Source organism: Streptomyces sp. NPDC086077 (genome assembly GCF_040686175.1).
In the GTDB taxonomy this organism is placed as follows: Bacteria; Actinomycetota; Actinomycetes; order Streptomycetales; family Streptomycetaceae; genus Streptomyces.
In genome coordinates, this window is the sequence record NZ_JBFBJT010000107.1 from 1 (window position 1) to 25,629 (window position 25,629).

Sequence of the window (25,629 nt, forward strand, 5' to 3'; positions counted from 1 at the left end):
GGTGTCGCCTCCCCCCGGTTGGGGGGTGGGGTTCCACGCCCCCGCGGGGCCCCGTGTGGGGGGGCGGCTCTGTTTCCCTCCTCCCGCCCCGCTTCTGTTTGTCCCTCTGTCCTCCCTGGGCTGTTCCTCCCGCCGGAGCTCCTCACCGCGCTCCCTGTCAGCGTGTGAGCAACGTCTCAGGTGGTGTGGCGGTGCGCAGGGCATGTGCCGCCGGTGACGGACGACACCACCGCGAGGACCGCGCACGCCCCGGCCGTCGCGCCGAGCGCCTCCCAGGGGGCTCCGGAGCCGTGTGGACCGACGGCAGGCCGAGGGCCGCCCACATGCCCGGCGGGTTGAGTACGGCGACCAGGGCACCCAGGACGGCGCCGACCGCGACCCGTCGTCAGCGCCTCGGCGGCGGCCAGCCGCGGCGCGGCCGGGGCGCGGGCCCGGTCCGAGGCGGCCGTGACCATGGTGGTGGCCACGGAGATGCCGGTGTACAGCAGGGCGATGTCGGGGACGAGCAGCAGGCCGAGGCGGGTCGTCCGGTCGGATCGGGGGTGAGCCGCCCGAACCCACTGGTCCCGGAGCGGACCTGGGCGCCCCCGTGGACGCCTTCGAGGCGGAGCGGCGGCGGATCGAACGGGACCTGCATGACGGGGCCCAGCAGCGGCCCGTGGCCCTGACGACGGCCCTCGGGCCGGCCCGGCCGACCGCGCCGCCGGGTCCGCTCGCCGGCCGGCTCGCCACGGCGCACGGGGAGGCGATGCGGGCGCTCGCGGAGCTGCGTGAGCTGATCCGCGGCGCTCACCCCGAGGTGCTCACCGACTTCGGTGCCGAAGCGGCGGTCGCCGACGCCGCCGACCGCCGCGTACGGCGCCGAGCCGCTGGACTCCGGCGACGGGACCGGCGGCGGCGCCCTGCTGAAGGACCGGGTCGGGCAGTTCGGGGAGTTCGTGGACGCGCTCGGTGAGGTGGCGGCGGGCGGCACGGTCGTCGACGCCGAGGTGGTACGGCAGTTGCTGCGCCGGCGCCGGGACCCGCTGGAGCCGCTCACCCCGCGCGAACGGGAGGTGCTCGCGCTGGTCGCGGAGGGGAAGTCGAACCGGGCGATCGCGGGGGAGCTGGTGGTGCTGTCGTATTCGCGGGCGTGAGGCCAGGCGGGTCGGGCGTCGGGTTTTCCACAGGTGGGGAGTTGTCCACAGGATCTGACGGGATGCCGCCCGCCGGTTGTACGGTCGGCACGAGTTGATGTTCTGGCGAGTCACGGGGGAGGCGGTCGCGGTGACCGAGGCCGGTGTGCGGGAAGCGGGTTCCGGGACGGTGCGGATCCCGCGGGTGCGGGGCTTCGCCGAGCGGTCCGCGGAGGGCGCGCGCTCGCCCAAGGCGGAGGGGAAGGCCCTGCGTGAGCGGGTCCCCCGGCGCGCCCACGCCACTCTCGACGTCGACGGCGCCCGCCCCGACGCGGTGGCCGCGGTCGAGGAGTCCAACCAGGGCAGGATCCCCGGGCTCACGCCGATAAGGGTGGGCAGGATGGTGGCCACGCCGTTCGCCTTCCTGCGCGGAGCGGCGGGCCTCATGGCGTACGACCTCGCCCGCACCCCCATGACCCGCGTCCGCGCACAGATCTGCGGCGACGCGCACGCGGCGAACTTCGGTCTGTACGGCGACGCCCGCGGCGGCCTGGTCATCGACCTGAACGACTTCGACGAGACAGTGCACGGCCCCTGGGAGTGGGACCTCAAGCGGCTCTCGGCCTCGCTCGTGCTCGCGGGCCGGGCGGCGGGCGCCGACGAGGACACCTGCCGGGCGGCCGCCCACGACGCGGCCGGCGCCTACCGCCGCACCATGCGCCTGCTGGCCAAGCTCCCCGTGCTGGACGCGTGGAACGCCATCGCGGACGAGGAACTGGTATCCCACACCGACGCCCACGATCTGCTCGGCACGCTGGAGCGGGTCTCGGAGAAGGCGCGCGCCAACACCAGCGGGCGGTTCGCGGCGCGGTCGACCGAGCCGGCCGAGGAGGGCGGCCGGCGGTTCGTGGACGCGCCGCCGGTGCTGCGCCGCGTCCCGGACGCCGAGGCGGCGGCGGTCGCGGCCTCGCTGGAGGAGTATCTGACGACGCTGTCGGAGGACCGGCTGCCGCTGCTGTCCCGGCACGCGGTGCAGGACGTGGCCTTCCGCGTCGTGGGCACGGGCAGCGTGGGCCTGCGTTCGTACGTCGTCCTGCTGCTGGACCACCGCGGTGAGGCGCTGATCCTCCAGGTGAAGGAGGCCCGCGACTCGGCGCTGCTGCCGCACCTGCGGACGGCCGGGTTCGAGACACCGCCCGTCGATCACGAGGGCCGGCGGGTGGTCCTCGGACAGAAGCGGATGCAGGTGGTCAGCGACATCCTGCTCGGTTGGACGACCGTCCAGGGTCGCCCCTTCCAGGTCCGACAGTTCCGCAACCGCAAGGGCAGCGTGGACCCCGCGGCGCTCTCCGTCGACCAGCTCGACGACTACGCCCGGATGACCGGCGCGCTCCTGGCCCGCGCCCACTCCCACAGCGCCGACCCGCGCCTGATCTCCGGCTACTGCGGCAAGAACGAAGAGCTGGACGAGGCGGTGGCCGCGTTCGCCGTCGCGTACGCGGACCGGACCGAGGCCGATCATTCGGCGCTGGTGGCGGCGGTCCGGGCGGGGCGGGTCGCGGCGGAGGCGGGGGTGTGAGCGGCAGGAAACGGGGGTGTGAGCGGCAGTGATCGCCGACGAGGGGCTTCCGCGTGGTGACGGGTGTTCCGATGGTTCCGAACGGGCGGGTGAGGCCAGGGTTCCGGGAGCCGGTGGTGGCGTGGCCTACGCTGGTCGGGTGACGACCCCGGAAGCTGAGCAGGGTGGTGTCGCCGATGAGGCGCCGGCGACGCCCGAGGACGGCGCGCCCCGGCCCGAGGAGCGGCTGGAGCGGGCCGTGCGGGCGGCCGAGCAGGCGCTGATCGAGTACGAGATCGCGGTCGAGACCTTCCGGGTCGAGATCGAGAACTTCTCCCGGCTGCACCACCAGAGGCTCGGGCCGATGTACGCCCGCCTCGAAGAGCTGGACGCGCAGATAGCCGAGGCGAAGGCGGCCCGTACGGGCGACGCGGAGGACCTGCGCCGTGCGCAGGAGTTGCGGGCACGGGTGCTGCCCATGCCCTCCGTGGAGGAGCTGTTCCACGGCTGGATGGACGGCGACGGCTTGTTCCCCGAGGCCGCCGCGATGCTCACGGACCAGCCCGTCCGGCCCCCGCAGCGGGTGCGCCCCAGCGACGAGGCCCGCCGCCTCTACCGTGAGCTGGCCCGCAAGGCCCACCCCGACCTCGCCCAGGAGGACGGCGAGCGCAAGCGGCGTGAGGAGTTCATCACCCGCGTGAACACCGCCTACGCCCGAGGCGACGAGGTGCTGCTGCGGGAGCTGGCCGAGGAGTGGGCGGCAGGGCCGGTGCCCGAGGAGCGCCGCCCGAGCCCCAGCGAGGAGCTCTACGCCCGGCTGGACTGGCTCGCCCGGCGCAAGGAACTGCTCTCGGTCGTCGCCCGTGACCTGGAGGAAGGGGCCATCGGCTCCATGCTGCGGCTGGCCCCGGACGACCCGGACCGCCTGCTCGACGAGATCGCCGAGCAACTGCTCAGGGAGGTCGCGGGGCGCGAGGCGGAGCTGGCGGCGCTGATCGGCCAGTGATTCGTCAAGGGCGGTCGGTCATCGGGCGGTCGGTGATCTGTCGTGACAGGTCGGGCCAGGCCGTCCTCCGGCCGTCCTCGGGAACGCTTCGGGTAGCGTCGGAACCATGAATTTCGGAGCTGTTCCCACGGTCGGGGTCACCGACCTCAAGGACGACGACTTCCTGCTGGACGTCCGTGAGGACGAGGAGTGGCAGGCCGGCCACGCCGCAGGCGCGCTGCACCTTCCCATGAGCGAGTTCGTGGCCCGGTACGGCGAGCTGACCGAGGCCGCCCCGCAGGACGGCCGTGTCCATGTGATCTGCCGTTCCGGCGGCCGCTCGGCCCAGGTTGCGATGTACCTCAACCAGCAGGGCATCGACGCGGTGAACGTCGCCGGCGGAATGGAGGCCTGGCAGGCCACCGGGCGCCCGGTGGTCACGGACGCGGGGGAGCCGGGAGCAGTGGTCTGACGCTGCGCGCCAAAGGGACGGGGCGCCGTCGTCCGAGCGAGGGCTCGGTCGGGGGCGCCTGACGCAGGGCCTGTCTACGGCTCGGCGGTCCCCCCACGCCTCGCCCCCAGCGGGCGTCAGCCGTTCCCCCCCCCTCGTCCGGCGGCCTCGTCGTCACCCCGGCGCATGCGCCGCCAGCAGATCCCCCAGGGCCTCCTCGTGCGCCGCAGCCGGTCCCAGGGACAGTTCGAGGTGCTTGGCCCAGGCGTGGTACCGGTGCAGCGGGTAGTCGACGTCCGCCCCGAAGCCCCCGTGCAGATGCTGAGCCGTCTGCACCACCCGCCGTACCCCCTCCGCCGCCCAGATCTTGGCGACGGCGACATCCCCGGCGGCCGGCAACGCCCCCGGCGCTCCCGAGCTGATCCGCCACGCCGCCTGCCAGAGCGTGGCCTCCATCGCCCGCAGGTCGATGTAGCGGTCGGCGGCCTGCACGGCGACGGCCTGGAACGTCGCGACCGGGTGCCCGAACTGCTCCCGCTTCCCGGTGTACTCGGCGGTCATCCGCAGCACCCGCTCTCCGAGCCCCAGCGCCAGCGCACAGGTCCCGGTGGCCAGCAGTTCCCGCAGCCGTTCCCAGGCGCCCTCGGCCTCGATGACGTACCGCTCCGGCACCCGCGCCGACTCCAGCCGAAGCTCCCCGAGCCGCTCCCCGGTCGTCGCGAACTGCTCGGTCGGCTCGGCTCCTTCGTGTCCCCGGGGGACGAGGGCGAGGACGGCGCGGTCGGCGTCGGTGTGCGCCGGTACGACGGTGAAGTCGGCGTCGTAGGCCCACGGCACCGCGGTCTGCACCCCGTCCAGGATCCAGCCGCCCCCGTCCCGCCGAGCGGTCACCGCCCGTTCGGCGGGATCGTGACCGCCGGTACGCCCCTGTGCGGCGACGGTCAGCACGACCTCGCCCCGCCCGGCCCGTTCGAGCACCGCGGACTTCAACTCCGGGCCGCCGTAAGCCTGTACGGTCACCAGCGCCGCGCTGCTCTCCAGCAGCGGCACCCGCGCCAGCACCTTCCCCGCCTCGCGCAGCACCAGGCACAGCGCGATGGCGTCGAGGCCCGCCCCGCCGTGTTCGGGGTCGAGCAGCAGGCCCAGCAGATCCGCGTCGGCGAGCCTGCCCCACAGCGCGCGGTCGAAGTCGTCGGCCACGGCGCCCCTGGCCAGCGTGGGGCTCGGCACCGCGTCCGGCGCGACGTCGGCGAACACCCCCCGCGCCGCCTCGGCAGCCGCCTGCTGTTCCTCGGTGAAGGTGAAGTCCACGGTCCTGTCCTCCCGGCGGCTCCAGCGGTCTGACGGAGCGTCAAGATAGAACAGGTTCTAGGAGAAGGGAATGGGCGGCGCGGGCGCCCGAGACGGTTACCGGTCGAAGTCCAGCTCCACCTTCTCCGTCACCGGATGCGACTGACAGGCCAGCACGTATCCCGCCTCCGTCTCTTCCCGCTCCAGCGCGAAGTTGCGGTCCATGCTGACCTCCCCGGAGACCAGGAAGGCCCGGCACGTGCCGCACACGCCGCCCTTGCAGGCGTAGGGGGCGTCGGAACGGTTGCGCAGCACCGCCTCCAGCAGCGACTCACCGGTCTGGACCGGCCAGGTCCCTGCCCGGCCGTCGAGCCGCGCGGTCACCGAGCTGTGCGCGGGCGCGGCCGCGGGGGCGGCGGCCGGGGCGGCGTCCACATGGAAGATCTCCTCGTGGATGCGGCCCCGCGGCACCTCGAGTCCGCGCAGCGCCCGCTCGGCCTCCTGCACCAGCCCGAACGGCCCGCACAGGAACCAGCCCGCCACATCGGCCACGGGCAGCAGCGCCGGCAGCAGCCCCGAGAGCCGCTCGTGGTCGAGCCGTCCGGTCGGCAGTCCCGCCTGCTGCTCCTCCCGGGAGAGCACCGTCACCAGCTGGAACCGCTCGGGGAAGCGGTCCTTCAGGTCGGCGACCTCCTCCAGGAACATCGTCGAGGCCGCCGTACGGTCGCTGCGCACCAGGCAGAAGCGGGCCTCCGGCTCGCGCGCCAGCAGCGTCGTCGCGATCGACAGCACCGGTGTGATGCCACTGCCGCCGACGATCGCGGCGTACAGCCCGGGCGCGGGGTCGAGCGTGAAGCGGCCGGCCGGTGTCATCACCTCCAGTTCGTCTCCGATGTTGATCTCCTTCAGCGCGTACGTGGAGAAGGCCCCGCCCTCCACCAGCCGCACGCCCACCCGCAGGGAGTGCGGTCCCGCGCCGTCCTGAGGTGCCGGGGAGCAGATCGAGTAGGTCCGCCGGATGTCGACGCCGTCGACCGTGCGCCGCAGGGCGATGTGCTGCCCGGGCGCGTGACGGAACTCCTCGCGCAACTCCCTGGGGACCGCGAGCGTGACGGCGACGGCGTCGTCGGTGAGCCGGTCGACCGCGGTCACCGGGAGCGTGTGGAAGCGGGCCATCACAACTCCTTGAAGTGGTCGAACGGTTCACGGCAGGACAGGCAGCGGCGCAGCGCCTTGCATGCCGTGGAGGAGAAGCGGCTCAGCAGCTCGGTGTCGGCACAGCCGCAGTGCGGGCAGCGGACCGGCTCGGCCTCGTCGGCCGCGGCGGTGAGCGTGCGCATCGGGCCCAGCTCCAGCGGCACCGGTCCGGACCGCGCGCGCACGCGCGGCGGCGCGATGCCGAACTCCCGCAGCTTGCGGCGTCCTTCGGGCGTGATGTCGTCCGTCGACCAGGCCGGCGAGAGCACCGTGCGCACGGTGACGTCCCGTATGCCGTGCTCGTGCAGCGCGCGCTCGATGTCGAGGGACATGGCCTCGACGGCGGGGCAGCCGGTGTACGTCGGGGTCAGCTCGACCTCGACCGCGTCCTCGCCGCGCAGGTGTACCGCGCGCAGGACGCCCAGTTCCCGCAGGGTGAGGACGGGCAGCTCGGGGTCGGGAACCGAGCCGGCGATCGCGACGAGCTCCTCCTCCAGGGCGGTGGGGGTCACCATGACGCCCCCGGGTGGCTGCGGTGCAGGTGCTGCATCTCGGCGAGCATCCGCCCGAACGACTCGGTGTGCAGGCCCTGCCGGCCGGCGCCGGCGCTCCACGCGCCCGTCTGCGGTCCCTCCGGGACCGTGAGGGTGGCGCGGCGCAGGACCTCGCCGACGGATTCCTGCCAGGCCGCCCTGAGCCGCTCGCCGTCGACGTCCAGGCCCTCCACGGGCTGGAACATCTCGCCGGTGAACCGCCACAGCGCCTCGCAGGCCCGGCGCAGACGCTCATGGCTCTCGTCCGTGCCGTCGCCGAGCCGCAGGGCCCACTGCTGGGCGTGGTCGCGGTGGTAGGCGACCTCCTTGACGGCTTTCGCGGCGAGCGGGGCGAAGGGGCCGTCGCCGGTAACCAATTCGCCGTACAGCAGGTGCTGGTAGGTCGAGAAGTACAGCTGGCGGGCGATGGTGTGGGCGAAGTCGCCGTTCGGCTGCTCCACCAGTTGAAGGTTGCGGAAGGCGCGCTCCTCGCGCAGGTACGCCAGCTCGTCCTCGTCGCCGGCCAGCGACAGCAGCACGCGGGCCTGGCCGAGCAGGTCCAGCGCGATGTTGGCGAGGGCGACCTCCTCCTCCAGGACGGGGGCGTGGCCGGCCCACTCCCCCAGGCGGTGGGAGAGCACCAGGGCGTCGTCGCCCAGGGCGAGGGCGGCCGTCGTGGGAATCGTGGTCGTCACAGGTGCTGCACCCCCTCGGGGATCTCGTAGAAGGTGGGGTGGCGGTAGGGCTTGTCGGCGGCCGGCTCGAAGAACGGGTCCTTCTCGTCGGGGGAGGACGCCGTGACGGCGGAGGAGGGCACGACCCAGATGGAGACGCCCTCGCCGCGCCGGGTGTACAGGTCGCGCGCGTTTCGCAGGGCGAATTCCGCGTCCGGGGCGTGCAGGCTGCCGGCGTGGGTGTGGGACAGGCCTCGGCGCGAGCGCACGAAGACCTCCCACAGGGGCCAGTCGGTGTTCGTCATGCGCGCGTTGCTCCTGTCTCGCTGTGCTTGACCGCGTAGGCCGCGGCCGCCTCCCGTACCCAGGCGCCCTCTTCATGGGCCTGCCTGCGCTGTGTGATGCGCTGGTCGTTGCACGGGCCGTTGCCCTTGAGGACGTCCCGGAACTCCGTCCAGTCGATCGCCCCGAAGTCGTGGTGCCCCCGCTCCTCGTTCCACCGCAGATCCGGGTCGGGGAGGGTGAGACCGAGGGACTCGGCCTGGGGGACGCAGATGTCGACGAAGCGCTGGCGGAGCTCGTCGTTCGAATGACGCTTGATCTTCCAGGCCATGGACTGCGCCGAGTGCTGCGACTCGTCGTCGGGCGGGCCGAACATCATCAGGGAGGGCCACCACCAGCGGTCCACCGCGTCCTGCGCCATCGCGTGCTGCTCGGGGGTGCCCTTGCTGAGGGCGAGCAGCAGCTCGTACCCCTGGCGCTGGTGGAAGGACTCCTCCTTGCAGATACGGACCATCGCGCGTGCGTACGGGCCATAGGAGCAGCGGCACAGCGGCACCTGGTTGGTGATCGCGGCGCCGTCCACCAGCCAGCCGATCGCGCCGACGTCCGCCCAGGTGAGCGTCGGGTAGTTGAAGATCGAGGAGTACTTCTGGCGGCCGCTGTGCAGCTTGTCGAGCAGTTCGTCGCGGCTGGTGCCGAGGGTCTCCGCCGCGCTGTACAGATACAGCCCGTGGCCGGCCTCGTCCTGGACCTTGGCCATGAGGATGGCCTTGCGGCGCAGCGAGGGCGCGCGGGTGATCCAGTTGGCCTCCGGCTGCATGCCGATGATCTCTGAGTGCGCGTGCTGGGCGATCTGCCGGACCAGCGTCGCCCGGTAGGCGTCGGGCATCCAGTCGCGCGGCTCGATGCGCTCGTCGGCGGCCACCGCGGCGTCGAAGGCGTGCTCGTACCCGGCGGTGACTGCGGTGCCGTCCCCGTCGCCGTACGGCGCTGTGTGGTCCGTCTTCTGCGCGGCTGCTGTCGCCATGTGGCCCCCTCGACCTTTGGGTCCGTCGGAGCATGTTCCCGACCGATCGTTCGGTTCGTGCGATTCCATGGTCGGACGGGCGCCGTAAGGTGTCAACCGCTGTGGAAAACCCGTCGGCGCGGCTGTGGACGAGCTGATCGAAGGGGCTGTGCCCGGTGGGTCGGCCTGAGTAGCGTTCGCGTGCGAGGGAGCTGCCGGCGGCGGAGAAGGACCGGGCAAGGAACGGAATCGGGGCGGAATGGACGCGCAGGGCGCGAAGGACACGTACGACAGGGGTGCCGGCGTTCCGCACGCGCGGGGCGGGCCGGGCGCACCCCTCGACGTGCGCGCGCCCCTGCCGGAACCCCGCACCGGAGTCGCCGCCCTCTCCCCGCGCCACCAGGTCGGCGTCGCGCTGGCCCTGGCCGTCGTCGCGATCGCCGTCTGTGTGCACATCGGGATGGTCTTTCTGCACGTCGCCCCGTCGAACACGGTGACCAAGCAGCACAGCGAGACGATCGACGACTGGATCTACCCGGAGTTCGAACAGAACTGGAAGCTCTTCGCACCGAACCCGCTTCAGCAGAACATAGCCGTGCAGGTGCGGGCCCAGGTCCGAACGGGTGACGGCAGCAGTCGCGTCACCGGCTGGTACGACCTGTCCGCGCAGGACGGCGAGGCCATAGACGGCAATCCGCTGCCGAGCCACACCCAGCAGAACGAGCTGCGCCGCGCCTGGGACTTCTTCACCGCCACGCACGACGGCAGCAACCGCCCGTCGGGCCTGCGCGGCGCGCTGAGCGAGACCTACCTGCGCCGGATCGTGGTGCTGCGCCTGGACCGCGTGGACGCGGCCGGGCCGGGCGGTGCCGTCGAGCGGGTCCAGATCCGCTCGCGGACCACCAGCGTCCGCCCGCCCGACTGGAGCGAGGAGCAGATCTCGCTCAAGCCGGCGTACCGGGAGCTGCCCTGGTGGTCGGTGCCGGACGACGAGGCCGCGGGAGGCGACCGGTGAGCCGCTTCGCCCTGGCTGTGTCCCGTGGCATCGCCCGGGTGACCGAGTCCCCCCTCGGCCCTTACCAGACCGCCGTGATCCGGATCGGCTTCGCCGCGACCTGGCTGCTGTTCCTGCTGCGGGAGATCCCGCACCGGCAGGAGCTGTACGGCCCCGACGGCCCGTGGGGCTGGGATCTCGCCGAGCAGCTGGTCGGCGCGAACGGTGCCTTCACCGCCCTGCTGTGGTCCGACGGCCGGCTCTGGTTCGAGACGGTCTACGCGCTCGGCGTGCTCTCCAGCCTGCTGCTGATAGCGGGCTGGCGTACCCGCACCATGTCCGTGCTCTTCATGGTCGGCGTGCTCTCGCTGCAGAACCGCAGCGTCTTCATGGGCGACGGCGGCGACAACGTCCTGCACCTGATGTGCATCTACCTGGTGTTCACGCGCTGCGGCCAGGTCTGGTCGCTGGACGCCCGCCGGGCCCGGCGCACCCGCGAGGCACACGCGCGCGGGGAGCGGGTCACCGACCGGACGGGCCCGCTGCTGTGGAGCGTGCTCGGGCTGGTGCTGGTCGGCGTGACCGCACTGGGCCGACTGGACGGCGACTGGATGGTCCCGGCGCTGCTGTGGGGCGTGTGGGTGGCGCAGGCCCTGTGGTGGCTCGTCGGCCGCCTCACCCGCACCGGCGAGCCGCGGATCATGCTCGACGTGATCGCCAACATCCTGCACAACGGCGCGCTGTTCGTGATCATGGCCGAGGCGTGTCTGATCTACGCCACGGCCGGCTGGTACAAGATCCAGGGCTCCCGCTGGCAGGACGGCACCGCCGCCTACTACCCGCTGCACCTGGAGTACTTCTCCCCCTGGCCCGCCCTCGCCGAGCTGATGTCCACCAGCGGCACCGTCGTCATGCTCGTGACGTACGGGACCGTGATCGTGCAGGTCGCCTTCCCCTTCGCGCTGCTCCACCGCCGGGTCAAGAACGTCCTGCTGGCCGTCATGATCGTCGAGCACGCCGCGATCGCCGTGGTGCTCGGGCTGCCGTTCTTCTCGCTGGCGATGATCGCGGCGGACGCGGTCTTCCTGCCGACGTCGTTCCTGCGCCGACTTGGCCACTGGAGCGCACGCGCGCGTGGGCGCCTGTTGCGGCACCCCCTCCCCAAGGTGCCCGCGCAGCGGACGCCGGACGCCGCCGAGCGCCACGGGGAAGCCGAGCAGAGCCACGTAGGCTTCAGGGCATGAACGACCCCGCGGACAGGGGCCCCAGCGGCTCCGCGGCGCAGCCGGTGAGCACCTGGCACCGTCTCGCCGGGACCTCCGTGCTGCTCGACGGCTTCCACGCGCTCAAGCACGCCCTGCGCTTCGGCGCCGAGGTGCCCCTCGCGGTCGCCGTCGACCGCGAGGCGACGCTCGCCCTCGCCGACGAGCTCGCTCCCGACGTACGGCAGCCACTGGCGGCGCTGCTCACCGAGGTCCCGGAGCCGGTGTACGCCTCCCTGGTGGCCCGCCCGCATCCCACCGCCGTGGCCGCCCTGGCCGTACGCCCGTCCCGCGAGGGCAATCTGCGGGCGCTGGCCCGCACGCCCCGCAGCACCCCCGTCGTGGTCCTCGACCAGCCGCGCAACCTCGGCAACGCCGGGGCCGTGATCCGGCTCGCGGCCGGCTTCGGGGCGACCGGCGTGGTCACGACGGGCACGCTCGACCCCTGGCACCCCACGGTCGTCCGCGGCGGCGCCGGGCTGCACTTCGCGACCGCCGTGGAGCGGCTGGACGTCGGGGAACTGCCGCCCGGGCCGCTGTTCGCCCTGGACCCGGAGGGCGAGGACATCCGCGGTCTGAAGCTGCCGGACGACGCCCTGCTCGCCTTCGGGTCGGAGCGCAGCGGCCTGTCGGCGGACGTACGCGCGCGTGCCGACCATCTGGTGGCCCTGCCGATGCGCCCCCAGGTCTCCAGCTACAACCTCGCGACCAGCGTGGCCATGACGCTGTACCACTGGAGTGCCACCGGGGGCGCTGCGGCCTGAGAGGTCACGCCTCCCGGCGCACCTCCACCACCCGGAACCGGTTCGCCACGAACGCCCCGTCGGTCAGGGCCGAGTTGGCCGCCGGGTTGCCGCCCGAGCCGTGGAAGTCGGAGAAGGCGGCGGTCTGGTTGACGTACACCCCGCCCGTGAGGTTCAGCGAGAGCTGCGCGGCCTCCTCCAGGCAGGCCTCCTCGATCGCCCGCTCGACGTCCTCGTCGGTCGTGTAGGCGCCGACCGTCATGGCGCCCTTCTCCCGGACCGTCCGGCGCAGCAACTCGACCGCGTCGGCCGCGGAGTCGACGGCGACGGCGAAGGCGACCGGGCCGAAGCACTCGCTCATGTAGGCGGCCTCGTCGTCCGGCTTGGCGCCGTCCAGCTTCACGACGACGGGCGAACGGACCACCGCGCCCGGGAACTCGGGGTTGCTGATCTCCCGGGAGGCGAGGGCGACTTCGCCGAGGCCGGCCGCGGCCTCCAGGCGGGCCCTCACGTCCGGGTTGACGATGGCGCCGAGCAGCGCGTTCGCGCGCGCGTCGTCGCCGAGCAGGCCGTCGACCGCCTTGGCGAGGTCGGCGGTCACCTCGTCGAAGGACTTGGGCCCCTGGTCGGTGCGGATGCCGTCGCGGGGGATCAGCAGGTTCTGCGGGGTCGTGCACATCTGGCCGCTGTAGAGCGACAGCGAGAAGGCCAGGTTGGACAGCATTCCCTTGTAGTCGCCGGTGGACTCCACGATCACCGTGTTGACGCCGGCCTTCTCCGTGTAGACCTGCGCCTGACGGGCGTTGGCCTCCAGCCAGTCGCCGAACGCCGTCGAGCCGGTGTAGTCGATGATCCGGATCTCGGGGCGGACGGCGAGCGTCTTGGCGATGCCCTCGCCGGGGGACTCCGCGGCCAGCGCGACCAGGTTCGGGTCGAAGCCGGCCTCGTCGAGCACCTGGCGCGCGACCTGCACGGTGAGCGCGAGCGGCAGCACCGCGCGCGGGTGGGGCTTGACCAGGACCGCGTTGCCGGTGGCCAGCGAGGCGAACAGGCCCGGGTAGCCGTTCCACGTCGGGAAGGTGTTGCAGCCGATCATCAGGGCGATCCCGCGCGGGACCGCCGTGAAGCGCTTCGTCAGCGCGAGCGGGTCACGCTTGCCCTGCGGCTTGGTCCACTCCGCGGCGTCGGGGGTGCGGACCTGCTCCACGTACGCGTACGCCACCGCCTCCAGGCCGCGGTCCTGCGCGTGCGGGCCGCCCGCCTGGAACGCCATCATGAAGGCCTGGCCGGAGGTGTGCATGACCGCGTGCGCGAACTCGTGCGTCCGGTCGCTGATCCGCTTGAGGATCTCCAGGCAGACCATGGCCCGGGCTTCGGGCCCCGCGTCGCGCCACGCGCGCTGCCCGGCCCGCATGGCGGGCAGCAGCACGTCGACGTCCGCGTGCGGGTAGCTGACGCCCAACTCGATGCCGTACGGGGAGGTTTCGCCGTCCACCCAGCCGTCCGTGCCCGGCTGTCCGAGGTCGAGACGGGTGCCGAGCAGGGCGTCGAAGGCGGCCTTGCCCGCCGCCGCGTCCAGGCTGCCGTTCTCCCCGTAGGCCTTCGGGTGCTCGGGGTGCGGGGACCAGTACGCGCGCGTGCGGATCGCTTCCAGCGCCTGGTCGAGGGTGGGCCGGTGCTGGGCGATCAGCTCGTGGGCGGTGAGTTCGGCGGCCATGCGGGACCAACTCCTCGTCTTGTGAGCTCTTCGTCGAGCTCATGACCTGGGCAGAAACATGGGCAGGATCGGGCGGTCAGAGTTAGAGTAACCGAACGATCGGTCGGTTCAAGGGGGTCCGCCGCATCTGTGGAAAACCCCGTGCGGGAGGATCGCGTTCATGACAGCACTCGACCTCAGCAGCCCGGTGGCCGTCGTCGGCAGCGGCACCATGGGCCAGGGCATCGCCCAGGTGGCGCTGGTCGCGGGCCACCCCGTACGGCTGTACGACGCCGTCCCCGGGCGCGCTCGCGAAGCCGCCGCCGCGATCGGTGCCCGGCTCGACCGGCTCGTCGAGAAGGAACGGCTGAGCGGCGCCGACCGGGACGCCGCACGCGCCCGTCTGCTGCCCGCCGAGAGCCTCGCCGAGCTCGCCGACGCCACCCTCGTCGTGGAGGCCGTCCTGGAGCGGCTGGACGTCAAACAGCATCTGCTGCGCGAGCTGGAGGACGTGGTCGCCGAGGACTGTCTGCTCGCCACGAACACGTCGTCCCTGTCGGTGACCGCCATCGGCGGCGGCCTGCGCACCCCCGGCCGCTTCGTCGGCCTGCACTTCTTCAACCCGGCGCCACTGCTGCCGCTGGTCGAGGTGGTCTCCGGCTTCGCCACAGACGTCACCTCGGCCACGCGCGCGTACGAGACGGCCCGCGCCTGGGGCAAGACGCCGGTGGCCTGCGCCGACACCCCCGGTTTCATCGTCAACCGCATCGCGCGGCCCTTCTACGCCGAGAGCTTCGCCGTCTACGAGGCCCACGGCGCCGACCCCGCCACCATCGACGCCGTGCTGCGCGAGTGCGGCGGCTTCCGGATGGGCGCCTTCGAGCTGACCGACCTCATCGGGCAGGACGTCAACGAGTCCGTCACGCAGTCCGTGTGGCAGTCCTTCTTCCACGACGTGCGCTTCACGCCGTCGCTCGCCCAGCGCCGCCTGGTGGAGTCCGGCCGGCTCGGCCGCAAGTCCGGACAAGGCTGGTACGACTACCGGGAGGGCGCCGAGCGCGCCGCGCCGCACACCGCCGAAAGCGCCCAGCCGCCCGCCTATGTCGTCGCGGAGGGCGACCTGGGTCCCGCGTCCGAGCTGCTCACGCTGATCCGTGAGGCGGGCATCCCGATCCGCGCGGAGGAGGAGGACCACGGCACCCGGTTCGTGCTGCCCAGCGGCGGCCAGCTGGTCCTCGCCGACGGCCAGACCTCGGTGGAGTTCCGGGACGTCGTCTACTTCGACCTCGCTCTGGACTACCGCCGGGCCACCCGCGTGGCCCTGTCCGCCTCCCAGGACACCTCCCCGCAGACGCTCGCCGAGGCCACCGGCCTGTTCCAGGCACTGGGCAAGAAGGTCAGCGTCATCGGGGACGTCCCCGGCATGATCGTCGCCCGCACGGTCGCGCGGATCGTCGACCTCGCGTACGACGCGGTCGCCAAGGGCGTCGCCACCGAGGAGGACATCGACACCGCGATGCGCCTGGGCGTCAACTACCCGCTCGGCCCCTTCGAATGGAGCCGCCGGCTCGACCGCGGCTGGGCGTACGACCTCCTCAACGAGGTGCACCTGCGCGACCCCTCCGGGCGCTACGCGCCCTCCCTCGCGCTCTACCGCCACTCGTACGCCTCCGGCAAGCGGGAGGACAGCACGTCATGACCACCGCCAAGCGTGACACCTACACCCCGGAGACCCTCCTGTCGGTCGCCGTCCGGGTCTTCAACGAGCGCGGCTACGACGGCACCTCCATGGAGCACCTCTCCAAGGCTGCCGGCATCTCCAAGTCCTCGATCTACCACCACGTCACGGGAAAGGAGGAGCTGCTGCGCAGGGCCGTGAGCCGGGCGCTGGACGGGCTCTTCGGGATCCTCGGCGAGGAGCACGCGCGCGGGGGCCCCGCATCCGCGCGGCTGGAGTACGTCGTCCGGCGCATGGTCGAGGTGCTCATCGCCGAGCTGCCGTACGTGACGCTGCTGCTGCGGGTGCGCGGCAACACGGGGACCGAGCGGTGGGCGCTGGAGCGGCGCCGCGACTTCGACCACCGGGTCGCCGAGCTGCTGAAGGCGGCCGCCGCGGAAGGCGACGTGCGCGGCGACGTGGAGGTGCGGCTGGCCACGCGACTGGTCTTCGGCATGATCAACTCGATCGTCGAGTGGTACCGGCCCGACGGGCGCGGCATGGGGGAGCGCGAAGTGGCCGACGCGGTCACGCAGTTGGTGTTCGAGGGACTGCGCCGGGCGCGCTGAGCGCTGCCTTGCGCGTGGGCGCGGGGAGCCGCCCACCGGACGTGGTGGAGGGCGACCCTGGTGACCGGCAGGGCGATGGCGTCCGGCTGACGAACACCGCACCTCGGCCCGCCGCACCCGGGAGGCTCAGCCCTGCGGTTCCAGGTCCTCCTCCTCGAACACCAGCAGCGTGCGCGTGCTGAGCACCTCGGGGATCGCTTGGAGCCGGGTCAGCACGACCTCGCGCAGCGCCCGGTTGTCGGGCGTGTGGACCAGCAGCAGCACATCGAAATCGCCCCCGACGAGGGCGATGTGCGAGGCGCCGGGCAGCTGTCTGAGCTTCTCGCGCACCGTGCGCCAGGAGTTCTGGACGATCTTCAGGGTGATGTACGCCGAGGTGCCGTGCCCCGCGCGCTCGTGGTTGACGCGGGCTCCGAAGCCGCGGATGACGCCGTCCTCGACGAGCCGGTTGATCCGCGCGTAGGCGTTGGCCCGCGAGACATGCACCCGCTCGGCCACGGAGCGTATCGACGCGCGGCCGTCCGCCTGGAGCATCCGCAGGATGTCCTCGTCGATCGCGTCGAGGGGACGCGCGGGCGGCAGGGCGGTACCGGCCTCCGGCCCTTCGGCCATTTGTTCAGATGCCATGTCCCCCCGCCTCTCTACCATGGACGTAATGCGTCCATCTCAGGTTGTGGAGAACCGTTTGTCCACAGCCGTGGGGGGCCTGTAGCCAAAATGTGCCGTCGACCGAACAATCGGTAGGTGAGGCGCATCACAGACGCGCGCCTCCCCGAAGCCGCTCCCACGAGGAGGTGCCGTCATGACGGTCATGGAGCAGCGTGGCGCGTATCGGCCGTCGCCACCGCCCGCCTGGCAGCCCCGCACCGACCCCACGCCGCTGCTGCCCGACGCGGCTCCGTACCGCGTGCTCGGCACCGAGGCCGCCGACAAGGCCGACCCCGAGCTGCTGCGCCGGCTGTACGCACAGCTGGTGCGCGGCCGCCGGTACAACGCGCAGGCGACGGCCCTCACCAAGCAGGGCCGCCTCGCCGTCTACCCGTCCAGCACCGGCCAGGAGGCCTGCGAGGTCGCCGCCGCGCTGGTCCTGGAAGACCGTGACTGGCTCTTCCCCAGCTATCGCGACACCCTCGCCGCAGTCGTCCGCGGCGTGGACCCCGTCGACGCGCTCACCCTGCTGCGTGGCGACTGGCACACCGGCTACGACCCGCGCGTCCACCGAGTGGCCCCCCTGTGCACCCCGCTCGCCACCCAGCTGCCGCACGCCGTCGGCCTCGCGCACGCCGCCCGCCTCAAGGGCGACGACGTGGTCGCGCTGGCGATCGTCGGCGACGGCGGCACCAGCGAGGGCGACTTCCACGAGGCGCTGAACTTCGCCGCCGTGTGGCAGGCGCCGGTCGTCTTCCTGGTCCAGAACAACGGCTTCGCGATCTCCGTCCCGCTCGCCAAGCAGACCGCCGCGCCCTCCCTGGCCCACAAGGCCGTCGGCTACGGGATGCCGGGCCGGCTGGTCGACGGCAACGACGCCGCCGCCGTGCACGAGGTGCTCGCCGACGCCGTGCGCCACGCGCGCGCGGGTGGCGGTCCCACGCTCGTCGAGGCCGTGACGTACCGCCTGGAGGCGCACACGAACGCGGACGACGACAAGCGCTACCGCGCGGACTCCGAGCTCGACGCCTGGCGCGACCATGACCCGATCACGCTTCTGGAGCGGGAGCTGACCGGGCGCGGCTGGCTCGACGAGGCCGGTGTACGGGCCGCGCGCGAGGACGCCGAGACGCTCGCCGCCGACCTGCGCGCCCGCCTGAACCAGGACCCGCAGCTCGACCCCATGGAGCTGTTCGACCACGTCTACGCCGAGCCGACCCCGCAGCTGCGTGAGCAGCAGGCCCTGCTGCGGGCCGAGCTGGAGGCCGGGCAGGAGGAGGAGCTGTCATGACCACGGTTGCCGTGAAGCCCGCGACCATGGCCCAGGCCCTCACCCGCGCGTTGCGCGATTCCATGGCCGCCGACCCGTCCGTGCACGTCATGGGCGAGGACGTCGGCACCCTCGGGGGCGTCTTCCGCGTCACGGACGGGCTCGCCAAGGAGTTCGGCGAGGACCGGTGCACGGACACCCCGCTCGCCGAGGCGGGCATCCTCGGCACGGCCGTCGGCATGGCGATGTACGGGCTCAGGCCGGTCGTCGAGATGCAGTTCGACGCGTTCGCCTACCCGTCGTTCGAGCAGCTCGTCAGCCATGTGGCGCGCATGCGCAACCGCACGCGCGGGGCGATGCCCCTGCCGATCACCATCCGCGTCCCCTACGGCGGCGGCATCGGCGGCGTCGAGCACCACAGCGACTCCTCCGAGGCGTACTACGTGGCGACTCCGGGGCTCCACGTGGTGACGCCCGCGACCGTCGCCGACGCCTACGGCCTGCTGCGCGCCGCCATCGCCTCCGACGACCCGGTCGTCTTCCTGGAGCCCAAGCGTCTGTACTGGTCGAAGGACGCCTGGAACCCGGAGGAGCCGCAGACCGTTGAACCCATCGGCCGCGCGGTGGTGCGGCGCTCCGGCCGGAGCGCCACGCTCATCACGTACGGCCCGTCGGTACCTGTCTGCCTCGAAGCCGCCGAGGCGGCCCGGGCCGAGGGATGGGATCTCGAAGTGGTCGACCTGCGCTCCCTGGTGCCGTTCGACGACGAGACGGTCTCGGCCTCGGTACGACGGACCGGGCGAGCGGTCGTCGTCCATGAGTCGGGCGGATTCGGCGGGCCGGGCGGCGAGATCGCTGCCCGGGTCACGGAGCGCTGCTTCCACCACCTGGAGGCGCCGGTGCTGCGCGTGGCCGGGTTCGACATCCCCTACCCGCCGCCGATGCTGGAGAGGCACCATCTCCCCGGCGTCGACCGCATTTTGGACGCCGTGGCGCGTCTGCAATGGGAGGCCGAGAGCTGATGGCACAGGTGCTGGAGTTCAAGCTCCCCGACCTCGGAGAAGGGCTCACCGAGGCGGAGATCGTGCGCTGGCTGGTGCAGGTCGGCGACGTCGTCGCCGTCGACCAGCCGGTCGTCGAGGTGGAGACGGCCAAGGCGATGGTCGAGGTCCCCTGCCCCTACGGCGGCGTGGTCACGGCCCGCTTCGGCGAGGAGGGCGCGGAGCTCCCGGTGGGGGCGCCGCTGCTGACCGTGGCGGTGGGCGCGGATGCCGCCGGCACGGGGGGCGAGGGCGCGGACGCCGGTTCCGGGGCGGCTCAGGGTGTGGGTCCTGGTGCGGGGCCGGGTCCCGGCTCGGCTTCGGGGCGTGGCTCCGCTTCGGGTGCCAGCTCGGGGTCCACGTCGGGGTCCGGTTCGCTCGATGGTTCCAGTACCGCTTCGGCCAACGGCTCGGGCGCGCGGTCCGGTGGTGGGTCCGGCAACGTCCTCGTCGGCTACGGCACAGGTGCGCCTCCGGCGCGGCGTCGGAGGGTGCGGCCGCAGGCTCCCATATCTCCCCAGCGGGTCACGGCAGCCGAAGACGCCCAGTCGGGCCCCGCTCCGGGAGCTCCGGCAGCCCATGTCGACGACCACGTCAACGGCGACAGCAGCCGTGGCGAAGGGCCCGTGCCGGTGATCTCGCCCCTCGTGCGGCGGCTCGCCCGCGAGAACGGGCTGGATCTGCGGGAGCTGACGGGCTCCGGCCCCGAGGGGCTGATCCTGCGCGCGGACGTGGAGTACGCGCTGCGGGCCGCCGCCGCACAGGGCCGTTCCGCCCAGCCGCAGACCGCGCCGCACGCACGCGTGACTCCCGCACCGACCGCACCGGACGCGGTCCGCGCGCCGGCGGACACCGTCCCGACGGCCGGCACGATCACCTCGGGCCTCGCCTCGGGCACCCGCGTCCCCCTCAAGGGCGTCCGGGGCGCCGTCGCCGACAAGCTCTCCCGCAGCCGGCGGGAGATCCCGGACGCGACCTGCTGGGTGGACGCCGACGCGACGGAGCTGATGCGGGCGCGCACCGCGATGAACGCGTCCGGCGGTCCCAAGATCTCCCTGCTCGCCCTGCTGGCCCGGATCTGTACCGCCGCCCTCGCCCGCTTCCCCGAGCTGAACGCCACCGTGGACATGGCGGCCAGGGAGATCGTCCGGCTGGACCAGGTGCATCTGGGCTTCGCGGCACAGACCGAGCGGGGACTGGTCGTCCCGGTCGTCCGGGACGCGCACACCCGGGACGCCGAGAGCCTGACCGCGGAGTTCGCCCGGCTGACCGAGGCGGGCCGGGCCGGGAGGCTGACCCCCGCGGACCTGACCGGCGGCACCTTCACGCTGAACAACTACGGCGTGTTCGGCGTCGACGGCTCCACGCCGATCATCAACCACCCCGAGGCGGCCATGCTCGGCGTCGGCCGGATCATGCCCAAGCCCTGGGTGCACGAGGGCGAGTTGGCGGTGCGGCAGGTCGTCCAGCTCTCGCTCACCTTCGACCACCGGGTGTGCGACGGCGGCACGGCGGGCGGTTTCCTGCGCTATGTCGCCGACTGCGTGGAACAGCCGGCGGTACTGCTGCGCACGTTGTGATCGGACTGTCCGCCCGCGTTCCCTGAGACGGCGGGCGGACCGCATACTCAGGGGGTGAGCGAGAAGCAGCGCACCGCATCCGGCGACCTCGGTTACGACGCCGTGGTGCTCGCCGGCGGAGCCGCGCGGCGGCTCGGCGGGGCCGACAAGCCCGGCGTACGCGTGGGCGGCCGGTCGCTGCTCGACCGGGTGCTCGCCGCCTGCGCCGACGCCCGGACCACCGTCGTCGTCGCCGACCCCAGGCCCACGGCACGGCCCGTGGCCTGGGCGCGTGAGGACCCGCCGGGCGGCGGACCGCTCGCCGCCCTCGCGGCCGGCCTGCCACCGGCCGGCACCGGCCGAGTGGTGGTCCTCTCCGCGGACCTGCCCTTCCTCGGCGCGCCCACGGTCAAGGGCCTGCTCGCCGAGCTGGACGCGGGGCCGTGCGACGGCGTGCTGCTCACCGACCCCGGCGGCCGCGACCAGCCACTCGTGGCCGCCTACCGCGCGGAGCGCCTGCGCGGGACACTCGCGGACCTCGGAGCCCGGCACGGCGGCCTCACCGGCCTGCCCCTGCGGCTCCTCACCGCCGAACTCCGCCTCACCCGCGTCCTCGACCCCGTCGCGTCCTTCGACTGCGACACCTGGGACGACATCGCCACTGCCAGGTCACGCATCAGGGAGCATGGGCTCGTGTTGGACGAATGGATCTCCGCAGTCAAGGACGAACTGGGCATCGACATCGACGTCGACACCGGTGTCCTGCTCGATCTCGCCCGGGACGCCGCCCACGGTGTGGCACGTCCCGCGGCACCGCTGACCACCTTCCTCGTCGGTTACGCCGCGGCCCGCGCCGGCGGCGGCCCCGAAGCCGTCGCCGAGGCATCCCGCAAGGCCGCTGCCCTGGCCCTGCGCTGGGCGGAGGAGGACGGCGCCACCGCGGACGGCGCGACCTCCACCGAACGCCGCCCGGACGCCGGATGACCGCCCCCGGAGTCCATGACGGCGAGGACGTCGAGGGCAGGGGCATCGAGGACCGGGACGTCGAGGAGGCACTGGCACTCGTGAAGGAGGACCGGGACAAGGCTCGTCACCGGGGAAGCGCCCCCGGCCGGACCGACGCCCCTCACCGGGATGGTGCCGACGGCCGGGGCAACGCCCCCGACCGGGGCAGGGCCTCAGCGAGGGACGACGCCGAGGTCTCCACCACCACCGCCGGTCCGGGCGCCCGCACCCCCCGATCCCGGGACCTCAACCCCGAGCAAGACACCTCCCAGCAGGACGCCCTCCAGCAGGGCAACCCCCACCACCAAACGCGCCCCCAGCCCCGCACCCCCCAGGACCGTCACCACAAGGCCACCCCCTGGCCCGAGGCTCGCGAGATCGCTGCCCGGGCGGCCAGGAGCCGCGTCCGCGGTGCCCCCGTCGCGCTCCCCCTCGACGCCGCCCTCGGCCTCAGCCTGGCCACTCCCCTCACCGCCCTCACCGACCTCCCCTCCTTCGACACCTCGGCGATGGATGGCTGGGCGGTCGCCGGGCCCGGCCCCTGGATGGTTCGGCAAGAGGGCGTCCTCGCGGGCCATGCGGCCCCCGCGCGCCTCGGCGACGGCGAGGCCGTTCGCATCGCCACCGGCGCCCGGGTCCCTCCGGACACCACAGCCGTGCTGCGCAGTGAGCACGGGCGTACGGACGACCGGGGCAGGCTGCACGCCACCGGCGACCTGGGCCACGGTCAGGACATCCGTCCGCGTGCTCAGGAGTGCCGCAGCGGCGACCGGTTGCTGCCGCCCGGCACGCTCGTGACCCCCGCAGTGCTGGGCCTCGCCGCGGCGGCCGGGTACGACACCCTCAGCGCCGTCCCCCGCCCGCGCGCCGACGTCTTTGTCCTCGGCGACGAACTGCTCATCGAGGGCCTCCCGCACGGCGGCCTGATCCGCGACGCCCTCGGCCCCATGCTGCCGCCCTGGCTGAGGGCGATCGGCGCCGACGTCACGTCCGTGCGGAGGATCGGAGACGACGCCGACGCCCTGTACGAGGCGATCAGGGGCAGCGACGCCGACCTCGTCGTCACCACCGGCGGCACTGCCGCCGGCCCTGTCGACCACGTCCAGCCCACCCTGCGCCGTATCGGCGCGGAACTCCTGGTCAACGGCGTCAAGGTGCGCCCTGGTCACCCCATGCTGCTGGCCCGCACCAAGGAGAACCAGCACCTCGTCGGCCTGCCCGGCAACCCCCTGGCAGCCGTCTCCGGGCTGCTCACCCTCGCCGAACCCCTGCTGCGCACGCTCGCGGCCCGCCCGGCGCGGGAGCCGTACGCGCTGCCGCTGCGGGACGCGGTGCAGGGGCACCCGTACGACACGCGGCTGGTCCCCGTCGTCCTGCGCACCGACAGCGCGGTGCCGCTGCACTACAACGGCCCCGCCATGCTGCGTGGTGTCGCCGCCGCCGACGCCCTCGCGGTCGTACCGCCGGGCGGGGCACGGCCCGGTCAGGCGGCGGAACTCCTCGCACTGCCGTGGGCCACGGCGGGCGCCGGGGTGCGTTTCACGTGAAACATCGATGACGCACCGTGATCGTAGTCCTCAGTGCCCTTCGCCACCTCAACGGTCCATCCGTCAGGCGACGGCCACCGGTCGGCTGACCGTGATGACCCGGTCCCCCGCCCGCAGCTCCGTACGCCACCCGTCGGTGTAGCCCAGCATCTTCCTGTCCCGCACGACCGCCACCACCAGATCGGCGCACTCGCGAGGTGTCCGGCCCACCTCGGCCGGGGTCACCGGTCGTTCGATCAGGTCCATGCCGCTGCCAAGCGTCATGAGGTCCTCCAGCGTCCGGGCCACTGCGGGGCTCGCGGTGAACGTGCCGAGCAGCCGGCCGGCCGAGCTGGAGCTGGTCACGACGGTGTCGGCACCGCTCTGCTTGAGCAGGGGGACGTTCTCGTCCTCCCGGACCGCCGCGACGATCGTGGCGTGCCGGTTCAGCTGGCGGGCGGTGAGGGTGATCAGGGTGGCCGTCTCGTCGCGCTGCGGGGCGATGATCACGCGGGTGGCGCGGTGGATCTCCGCCTTGAGCAGGGTCTCCGAGCGGGTGGCGTCACCGGTCACCGCGACCAGCCCGTCGTCTCCGGCGGCGTCGGCCGTCTTGCGCTGGGCGTCCACGACGACGATCCGCTCCTTGCCGATGCCCTGCCCGACCAGGGTCTCCACGGCGTGCCTGCCCTTGGTGCCGTACCCGATGACCACGACGTGGTCCCGGGTGCGGGCGCGCCAGCGGTGGATGCGGACCTGCTGGCGGGTGCGCTCGGTGAGTACCTCCAGGGTCGTGCCGACCAGGATGATCAGGAACAGCACGCGCAACGGTGTGATGACGAAGATGTTGGTGAGCCGGGCGGTCTCGCTGACCGGGGTGATGTCGCCGTATCCGGTGGTGGAGAGGGTGACGGTGGCGTAGTACGCGGCGTCGAGCAGGTCGACGGGGCCGTCGGAGTTGTCGGTGTACCCCTCGCGGTCGACCCAGACGATCAGGACCGTGAGGGCCAGCACCAGTATGGCCACGAACAGGCGCTTGAGGACCTGCTGGAGCGGGGGCACGACGTTCTGCACCGGCATGGTGATGGAGCGGCCCGCCTCGGCGTCGGCGCGGGCCTCCTTGCGCGAGCGGCTCCAGAGGGACCGCAGCAGCGCGGACCTCGCCCCCTGCGCGGTCGGCTGCTCGTCGTCCTTCATCGCTGGCCCCCTGCGTGGTCGTCCTACAGTCGGGTCCATCGTTCCGCACAGCACCTGGTGCGGACGCCGTGCCCCCCGTCCCGACACGCCGACCGGGGTGGGCGTGAGTCCGGCCGCTCGGTAGCGTCGGACCCGACGTCCGGGAGCCGTACTCGCTCGGCTGCCCGCATATCCCCGCTGGAGGTCCTCCTTGCGCGACCACACCGTCGTCGTCGGCTTCGGTACGAAGGGGCGGGCGGCGATCCAGGCCGTCTGTGCCACCGGGCTGAAGAAGGACCGGGTCGTGGTGATCGACCCCGGCGCCAAGGCGATCGACGCCGCGACGGCCCAGGGCTACGCCGCCGTGCTCGGGGACGCGACCCGCAGTGACGTGCTGAAGCGGGCCGAGGTGCAGCGGGCGCAGCAGATCATCATCGCGACCCAGCGCGACGACACGGCCGTGCTGGTGGCGCTGACGGCCCGGCAGCTCAACCAGGACGCGACGATCGTGGTCGCGGTGCGCGAGGAGGAGAACGCGCCGCTGCTGCGGCAGTCCGGCGCCGACGAGGTCATCACCAGCGCCGGTGCGGCGGGCCGGCTGCTCGGCCTGTCCGTGCTCAGCCCCACCGCCGGGCTGGTCATGGAGGACCTGATCCGCCAGGGCAGCGGGCTGGACGTCGTGGACCGGCCGGTGACCCGGGCGGAGGTGGGCCGGAGCCCGCGCGAGACCGAGGACCTGGTGATCAGCGTCGTACGTGGCCACCGGGTGCTGCACTACGACGATCCGGCCGTACGGACGCTGGAACTGACCGACCGGGTGATCACCATCGCGCCCCGGGCCGCCTCCGAAACACCGCGCGGCGCCACCCCGGGGGCGGCGCTGCGCAGCGCCGCCCCCGAAATGCCCCGCACCGCCGCGTCCGACAGGCGCCGGCCCTCCTCCACATCTGACAGTCCCCGGCCCTCCTCCACACCTGACAGGCCGCGCGCCACCGCACCGGAGAGGCCCCGGACCACCGGACCGCAAACACCGCGTGCCGCCGCACCGGAAAAACCCCGGCCGGCCGGCCCGGACCGGCCGGCCGGGCCGGAGAAGCCGGGGGCAGCCGCACGGGAGAAGCCGGAGGCCGCCGACCCTGAGAGGCCGCGGGGCGCCGATTCGGAGAATCCGTAGTCGGCCACCCGCGAACGCCGGGGACCGCCGCACCCGAGGAAGGCGCAGACCACCGACGCGGAGAAGTCACGGACGCCGGGCCAGTAAAGGCGGGGACCGCCGACCTGGAGGAGCCGCAGACCGTCGGCGTGGAAACGCTGCGGGCCGCGCCGGAAGGTCGGC

At 73.2% G+C, this 25,629-nt stretch carries 22 protein-coding genes and 3 pseudogenes; 16 read left to right on the top strand and 9 right to left on the bottom strand.

Going from position 1 to position 25,629, the window contains the following annotated elements:
* Positions 1-589 precede the first annotated feature (589 nt).
* The 5 genes and pseudogenes from AB0O67_RS26340 to AB0O67_RS26360 all read left to right on the top strand — a co-directional run.
* A pseudogene (locus AB0O67_RS26340) lies at positions 590-850 on the top strand (histidine kinase dimerization/phosphoacceptor domain-containing protein); the annotation flags it as partial.
* A 1-nt stretch (position 851) separates the two neighbouring features.
* Positions 852-1,115, top strand: a pseudogene (locus tag AB0O67_RS26345) (LuxR C-terminal-related transcriptional regulator); the annotation flags it as partial.
* A 118-nt stretch (positions 1,116-1,233) separates the two neighbouring features.
* A complete protein-coding gene (locus AB0O67_RS26350; protein WP_365454729.1) occupies positions 1,234-2,694 on the top strand; it encodes a DUF2252 domain-containing protein in 1,461 nt (486 codons plus the stop codon).
* A 139-nt stretch (positions 2,695-2,833) separates the two neighbouring features.
* Complete coding sequence (locus tag AB0O67_RS26355; protein WP_365454732.1) at positions 2,834-3,679, top strand: hypothetical protein; 846 nt, start codon at positions 2,834-2,836, stop codon at positions 3,677-3,679.
* 106 nt (positions 3,680-3,785) lie between these two features.
* Positions 3,786-4,130: a rhodanese-like domain-containing protein gene (locus AB0O67_RS26360; RefSeq protein ID WP_365454735.1), complete on the top strand. Its 345-nt coding sequence runs from the start codon at positions 3,786-3,788 to the stop codon at positions 4,128-4,130.
* Between the two features lie 153 nt (positions 4,131-4,283).
* On the opposite strand, the gene AB0O67_RS26365 is transcribed toward AB0O67_RS26360, so the two are convergent.
* The 6 genes from AB0O67_RS26365 to paaA all read right to left on the bottom strand — a co-directional run bounded on the left by AB0O67_RS26365 (position 4,284) and on the right by paaA (position 9,112).
* On the bottom strand, positions 4,284-5,420 hold the full coding sequence (locus AB0O67_RS26365) for an acyl-CoA dehydrogenase family protein (RefSeq protein WP_365454738.1): 1,137 nt from the start codon (positions 5,418-5,420) through the stop codon (positions 4,284-4,286).
* Between the two features lie 96 nt (positions 5,421-5,516).
* Positions 5,517-6,575, bottom strand: a complete 1,059-nt coding sequence (locus tag AB0O67_RS26370; protein ID WP_365454741.1) for a 2Fe-2S iron-sulfur cluster-binding protein — start codon at positions 6,573-6,575, stop codon at positions 5,517-5,519.
* Positions 6,575-7,111 (bottom strand): 1,2-phenylacetyl-CoA epoxidase subunit PaaD, encoded by a 537-nt coding sequence (gene paaD, locus AB0O67_RS26375; RefSeq protein WP_365454744.1) that lies wholly within the window; start codon positions 7,109-7,111, stop codon positions 6,575-6,577. Before paaD ends, AB0O67_RS26370 begins: the two co-directional genes overlap by 1 nt.
* Entirely contained in the window at positions 7,105-7,824 is a 720-nt protein-coding gene (gene paaC / locus AB0O67_RS26380; RefSeq protein WP_365454747.1) for a 1,2-phenylacetyl-CoA epoxidase subunit PaaC, read from the bottom strand. Before paaC ends, paaD begins: the two co-directional genes overlap by 7 nt.
* Complete coding sequence (gene paaB, locus AB0O67_RS26385; protein ID WP_365454750.1) at positions 7,821-8,108, bottom strand: 1,2-phenylacetyl-CoA epoxidase subunit PaaB; 288 nt, start codon at positions 8,106-8,108, stop codon at positions 7,821-7,823. Before paaB ends, paaC begins: the two co-directional genes overlap by 4 nt.
* The gene (gene paaA / locus AB0O67_RS26390) at positions 8,105-9,112 is read right to left on the bottom strand and encodes a 1,2-phenylacetyl-CoA epoxidase subunit PaaA (protein WP_365454753.1); all 1,008 of its coding nucleotides are present in this window, start codon (positions 9,110-9,112) and stop codon (positions 8,105-8,107) included. Before paaA ends, paaB begins: the two co-directional genes overlap by 4 nt.
* Positions 9,113-9,350: 238 nt before the next feature.
* On the opposite strand from paaA, the gene AB0O67_RS26395 reads away from it, so the two are divergent.
* The 3 genes from AB0O67_RS26395 to AB0O67_RS26405 are packed head-to-tail and all read left to right on the top strand — an operon-like array spanning position 9,351 to position 12,111.
* Positions 9,351-10,106 (top strand): DUF5819 family protein, encoded by a 756-nt coding sequence (locus AB0O67_RS26395; protein ID WP_365454756.1) that lies wholly within the window; start codon positions 9,351-9,353, stop codon positions 10,104-10,106.
* Positions 10,103-11,329: an HTTM domain-containing protein gene (locus AB0O67_RS26400; RefSeq protein WP_365454759.1), complete on the top strand. Its 1,227-nt coding sequence runs from the start codon at positions 10,103-10,105 to the stop codon at positions 11,327-11,329. The genes AB0O67_RS26395 and AB0O67_RS26400 overlap by 4 nt, the downstream gene beginning before the upstream one ends.
* On the top strand, positions 11,326-12,111 hold the full coding sequence (locus AB0O67_RS26405; RefSeq protein ID WP_365454762.1) for a TrmH family RNA methyltransferase: 786 nt from the start codon (positions 11,326-11,328) through the stop codon (positions 12,109-12,111). The genes AB0O67_RS26400 and AB0O67_RS26405 overlap by 4 nt, the downstream gene beginning before the upstream one ends.
* 4 nt (positions 12,112-12,115) lie before the next feature.
* On the opposite strand, the gene paaN is transcribed toward AB0O67_RS26405, so the two are convergent.
* A complete protein-coding gene (gene paaN, locus AB0O67_RS26410; protein WP_365454765.1) occupies positions 12,116-13,807 on the bottom strand; it encodes a phenylacetic acid degradation protein PaaN in 1,692 nt (563 codons plus the stop codon).
* A gap of 160 nt (positions 13,808-13,967) precedes the next feature.
* Here paaN and AB0O67_RS26415 point away from each other — a divergent pair, with 160 nt between their 5' ends.
* Both AB0O67_RS26415 and AB0O67_RS26420 read left to right on the top strand, forming a co-directional pair.
* Complete coding sequence (locus AB0O67_RS26415) at positions 13,968-15,485, top strand: 3-hydroxyacyl-CoA dehydrogenase (RefSeq protein WP_365454768.1); 1,518 nt, start codon at positions 13,968-13,970, stop codon at positions 15,483-15,485.
* Complete coding sequence (locus AB0O67_RS26420; RefSeq protein WP_365454771.1) at positions 15,482-16,072, top strand: TetR/AcrR family transcriptional regulator; 591 nt, start codon at positions 15,482-15,484, stop codon at positions 16,070-16,072. Before AB0O67_RS26415 ends, AB0O67_RS26420 begins: the two co-directional genes overlap by 4 nt.
* A gap of 126 nt (positions 16,073-16,198) precedes the next feature.
* Here AB0O67_RS26420 and AB0O67_RS26425 read toward each other — a convergent pair whose 3' ends face one another.
* The gene (locus AB0O67_RS26425) at positions 16,199-16,684 is read right to left on the bottom strand and encodes an Lrp/AsnC family transcriptional regulator (RefSeq protein ID WP_365454792.1); all 486 of its coding nucleotides are present in this window, start codon (positions 16,682-16,684) and stop codon (positions 16,199-16,201) included.
* Positions 16,685-16,874: 190 nt separating this feature from the next.
* Here AB0O67_RS26425 and pdhA point away from each other — a divergent pair, with 190 nt between their 5' ends.
* From pdhA to AB0O67_RS26450, 5 genes are read left to right on the top strand one after another with little or no spacing between them, the layout of a single operon-like run.
* Positions 16,875-18,011 (top strand): pyruvate dehydrogenase (acetyl-transferring) E1 component subunit alpha, encoded by a 1,137-nt coding sequence (gene pdhA / locus AB0O67_RS26430; protein WP_365454774.1) that lies wholly within the window; start codon positions 16,875-16,877, stop codon positions 18,009-18,011.
* A complete protein-coding gene (locus AB0O67_RS26435) occupies positions 18,008-19,012 on the top strand; it encodes an alpha-ketoacid dehydrogenase subunit beta (protein WP_365454777.1) in 1,005 nt (334 codons plus the stop codon). Before pdhA ends, AB0O67_RS26435 begins: the two co-directional genes overlap by 4 nt.
* Positions 19,012-20,610: a dihydrolipoamide acetyltransferase family protein gene (locus tag AB0O67_RS26440; RefSeq protein ID WP_365454780.1), complete on the top strand. Its 1,599-nt coding sequence runs from the start codon at positions 19,012-19,014 to the stop codon at positions 20,608-20,610. Before AB0O67_RS26435 ends, AB0O67_RS26440 begins: the two co-directional genes overlap by 1 nt.
* A gap of 54 nt (positions 20,611-20,664) precedes the next feature.
* Positions 20,665-21,573 (top strand): NTP transferase domain-containing protein, encoded by a 909-nt coding sequence (locus AB0O67_RS26445; RefSeq protein WP_365454783.1) that lies wholly within the window; start codon positions 20,665-20,667, stop codon positions 21,571-21,573.
* Entirely contained in the window at positions 21,570-23,141 is a 1,572-nt protein-coding gene (locus AB0O67_RS26450) for a molybdopterin molybdotransferase MoeA (protein ID WP_365454786.1), read from the top strand. Before AB0O67_RS26445 ends, AB0O67_RS26450 begins: the two co-directional genes overlap by 4 nt.
* A gap of 63 nt (positions 23,142-23,204) precedes the next feature.
* Here the strand turns inward: AB0O67_RS26450 and AB0O67_RS26455 are convergent, their stop codons facing one another.
* Positions 23,205-24,314, bottom strand: a complete 1,110-nt coding sequence (locus AB0O67_RS26455; RefSeq protein ID WP_365454789.1) for a potassium channel family protein — start codon at positions 24,312-24,314, stop codon at positions 23,205-23,207.
* 175 nt (positions 24,315-24,489) lie between these two features.
* Here AB0O67_RS26455 and AB0O67_RS26460 point away from each other — a divergent pair.
* Positions 24,490-25,122 (top strand): annotated as a pseudogene (locus AB0O67_RS26460) (NAD(P)-binding protein); the annotation flags it as partial.
* Between the last annotated feature and the right edge of the window lie 507 nt (positions 25,123-25,629).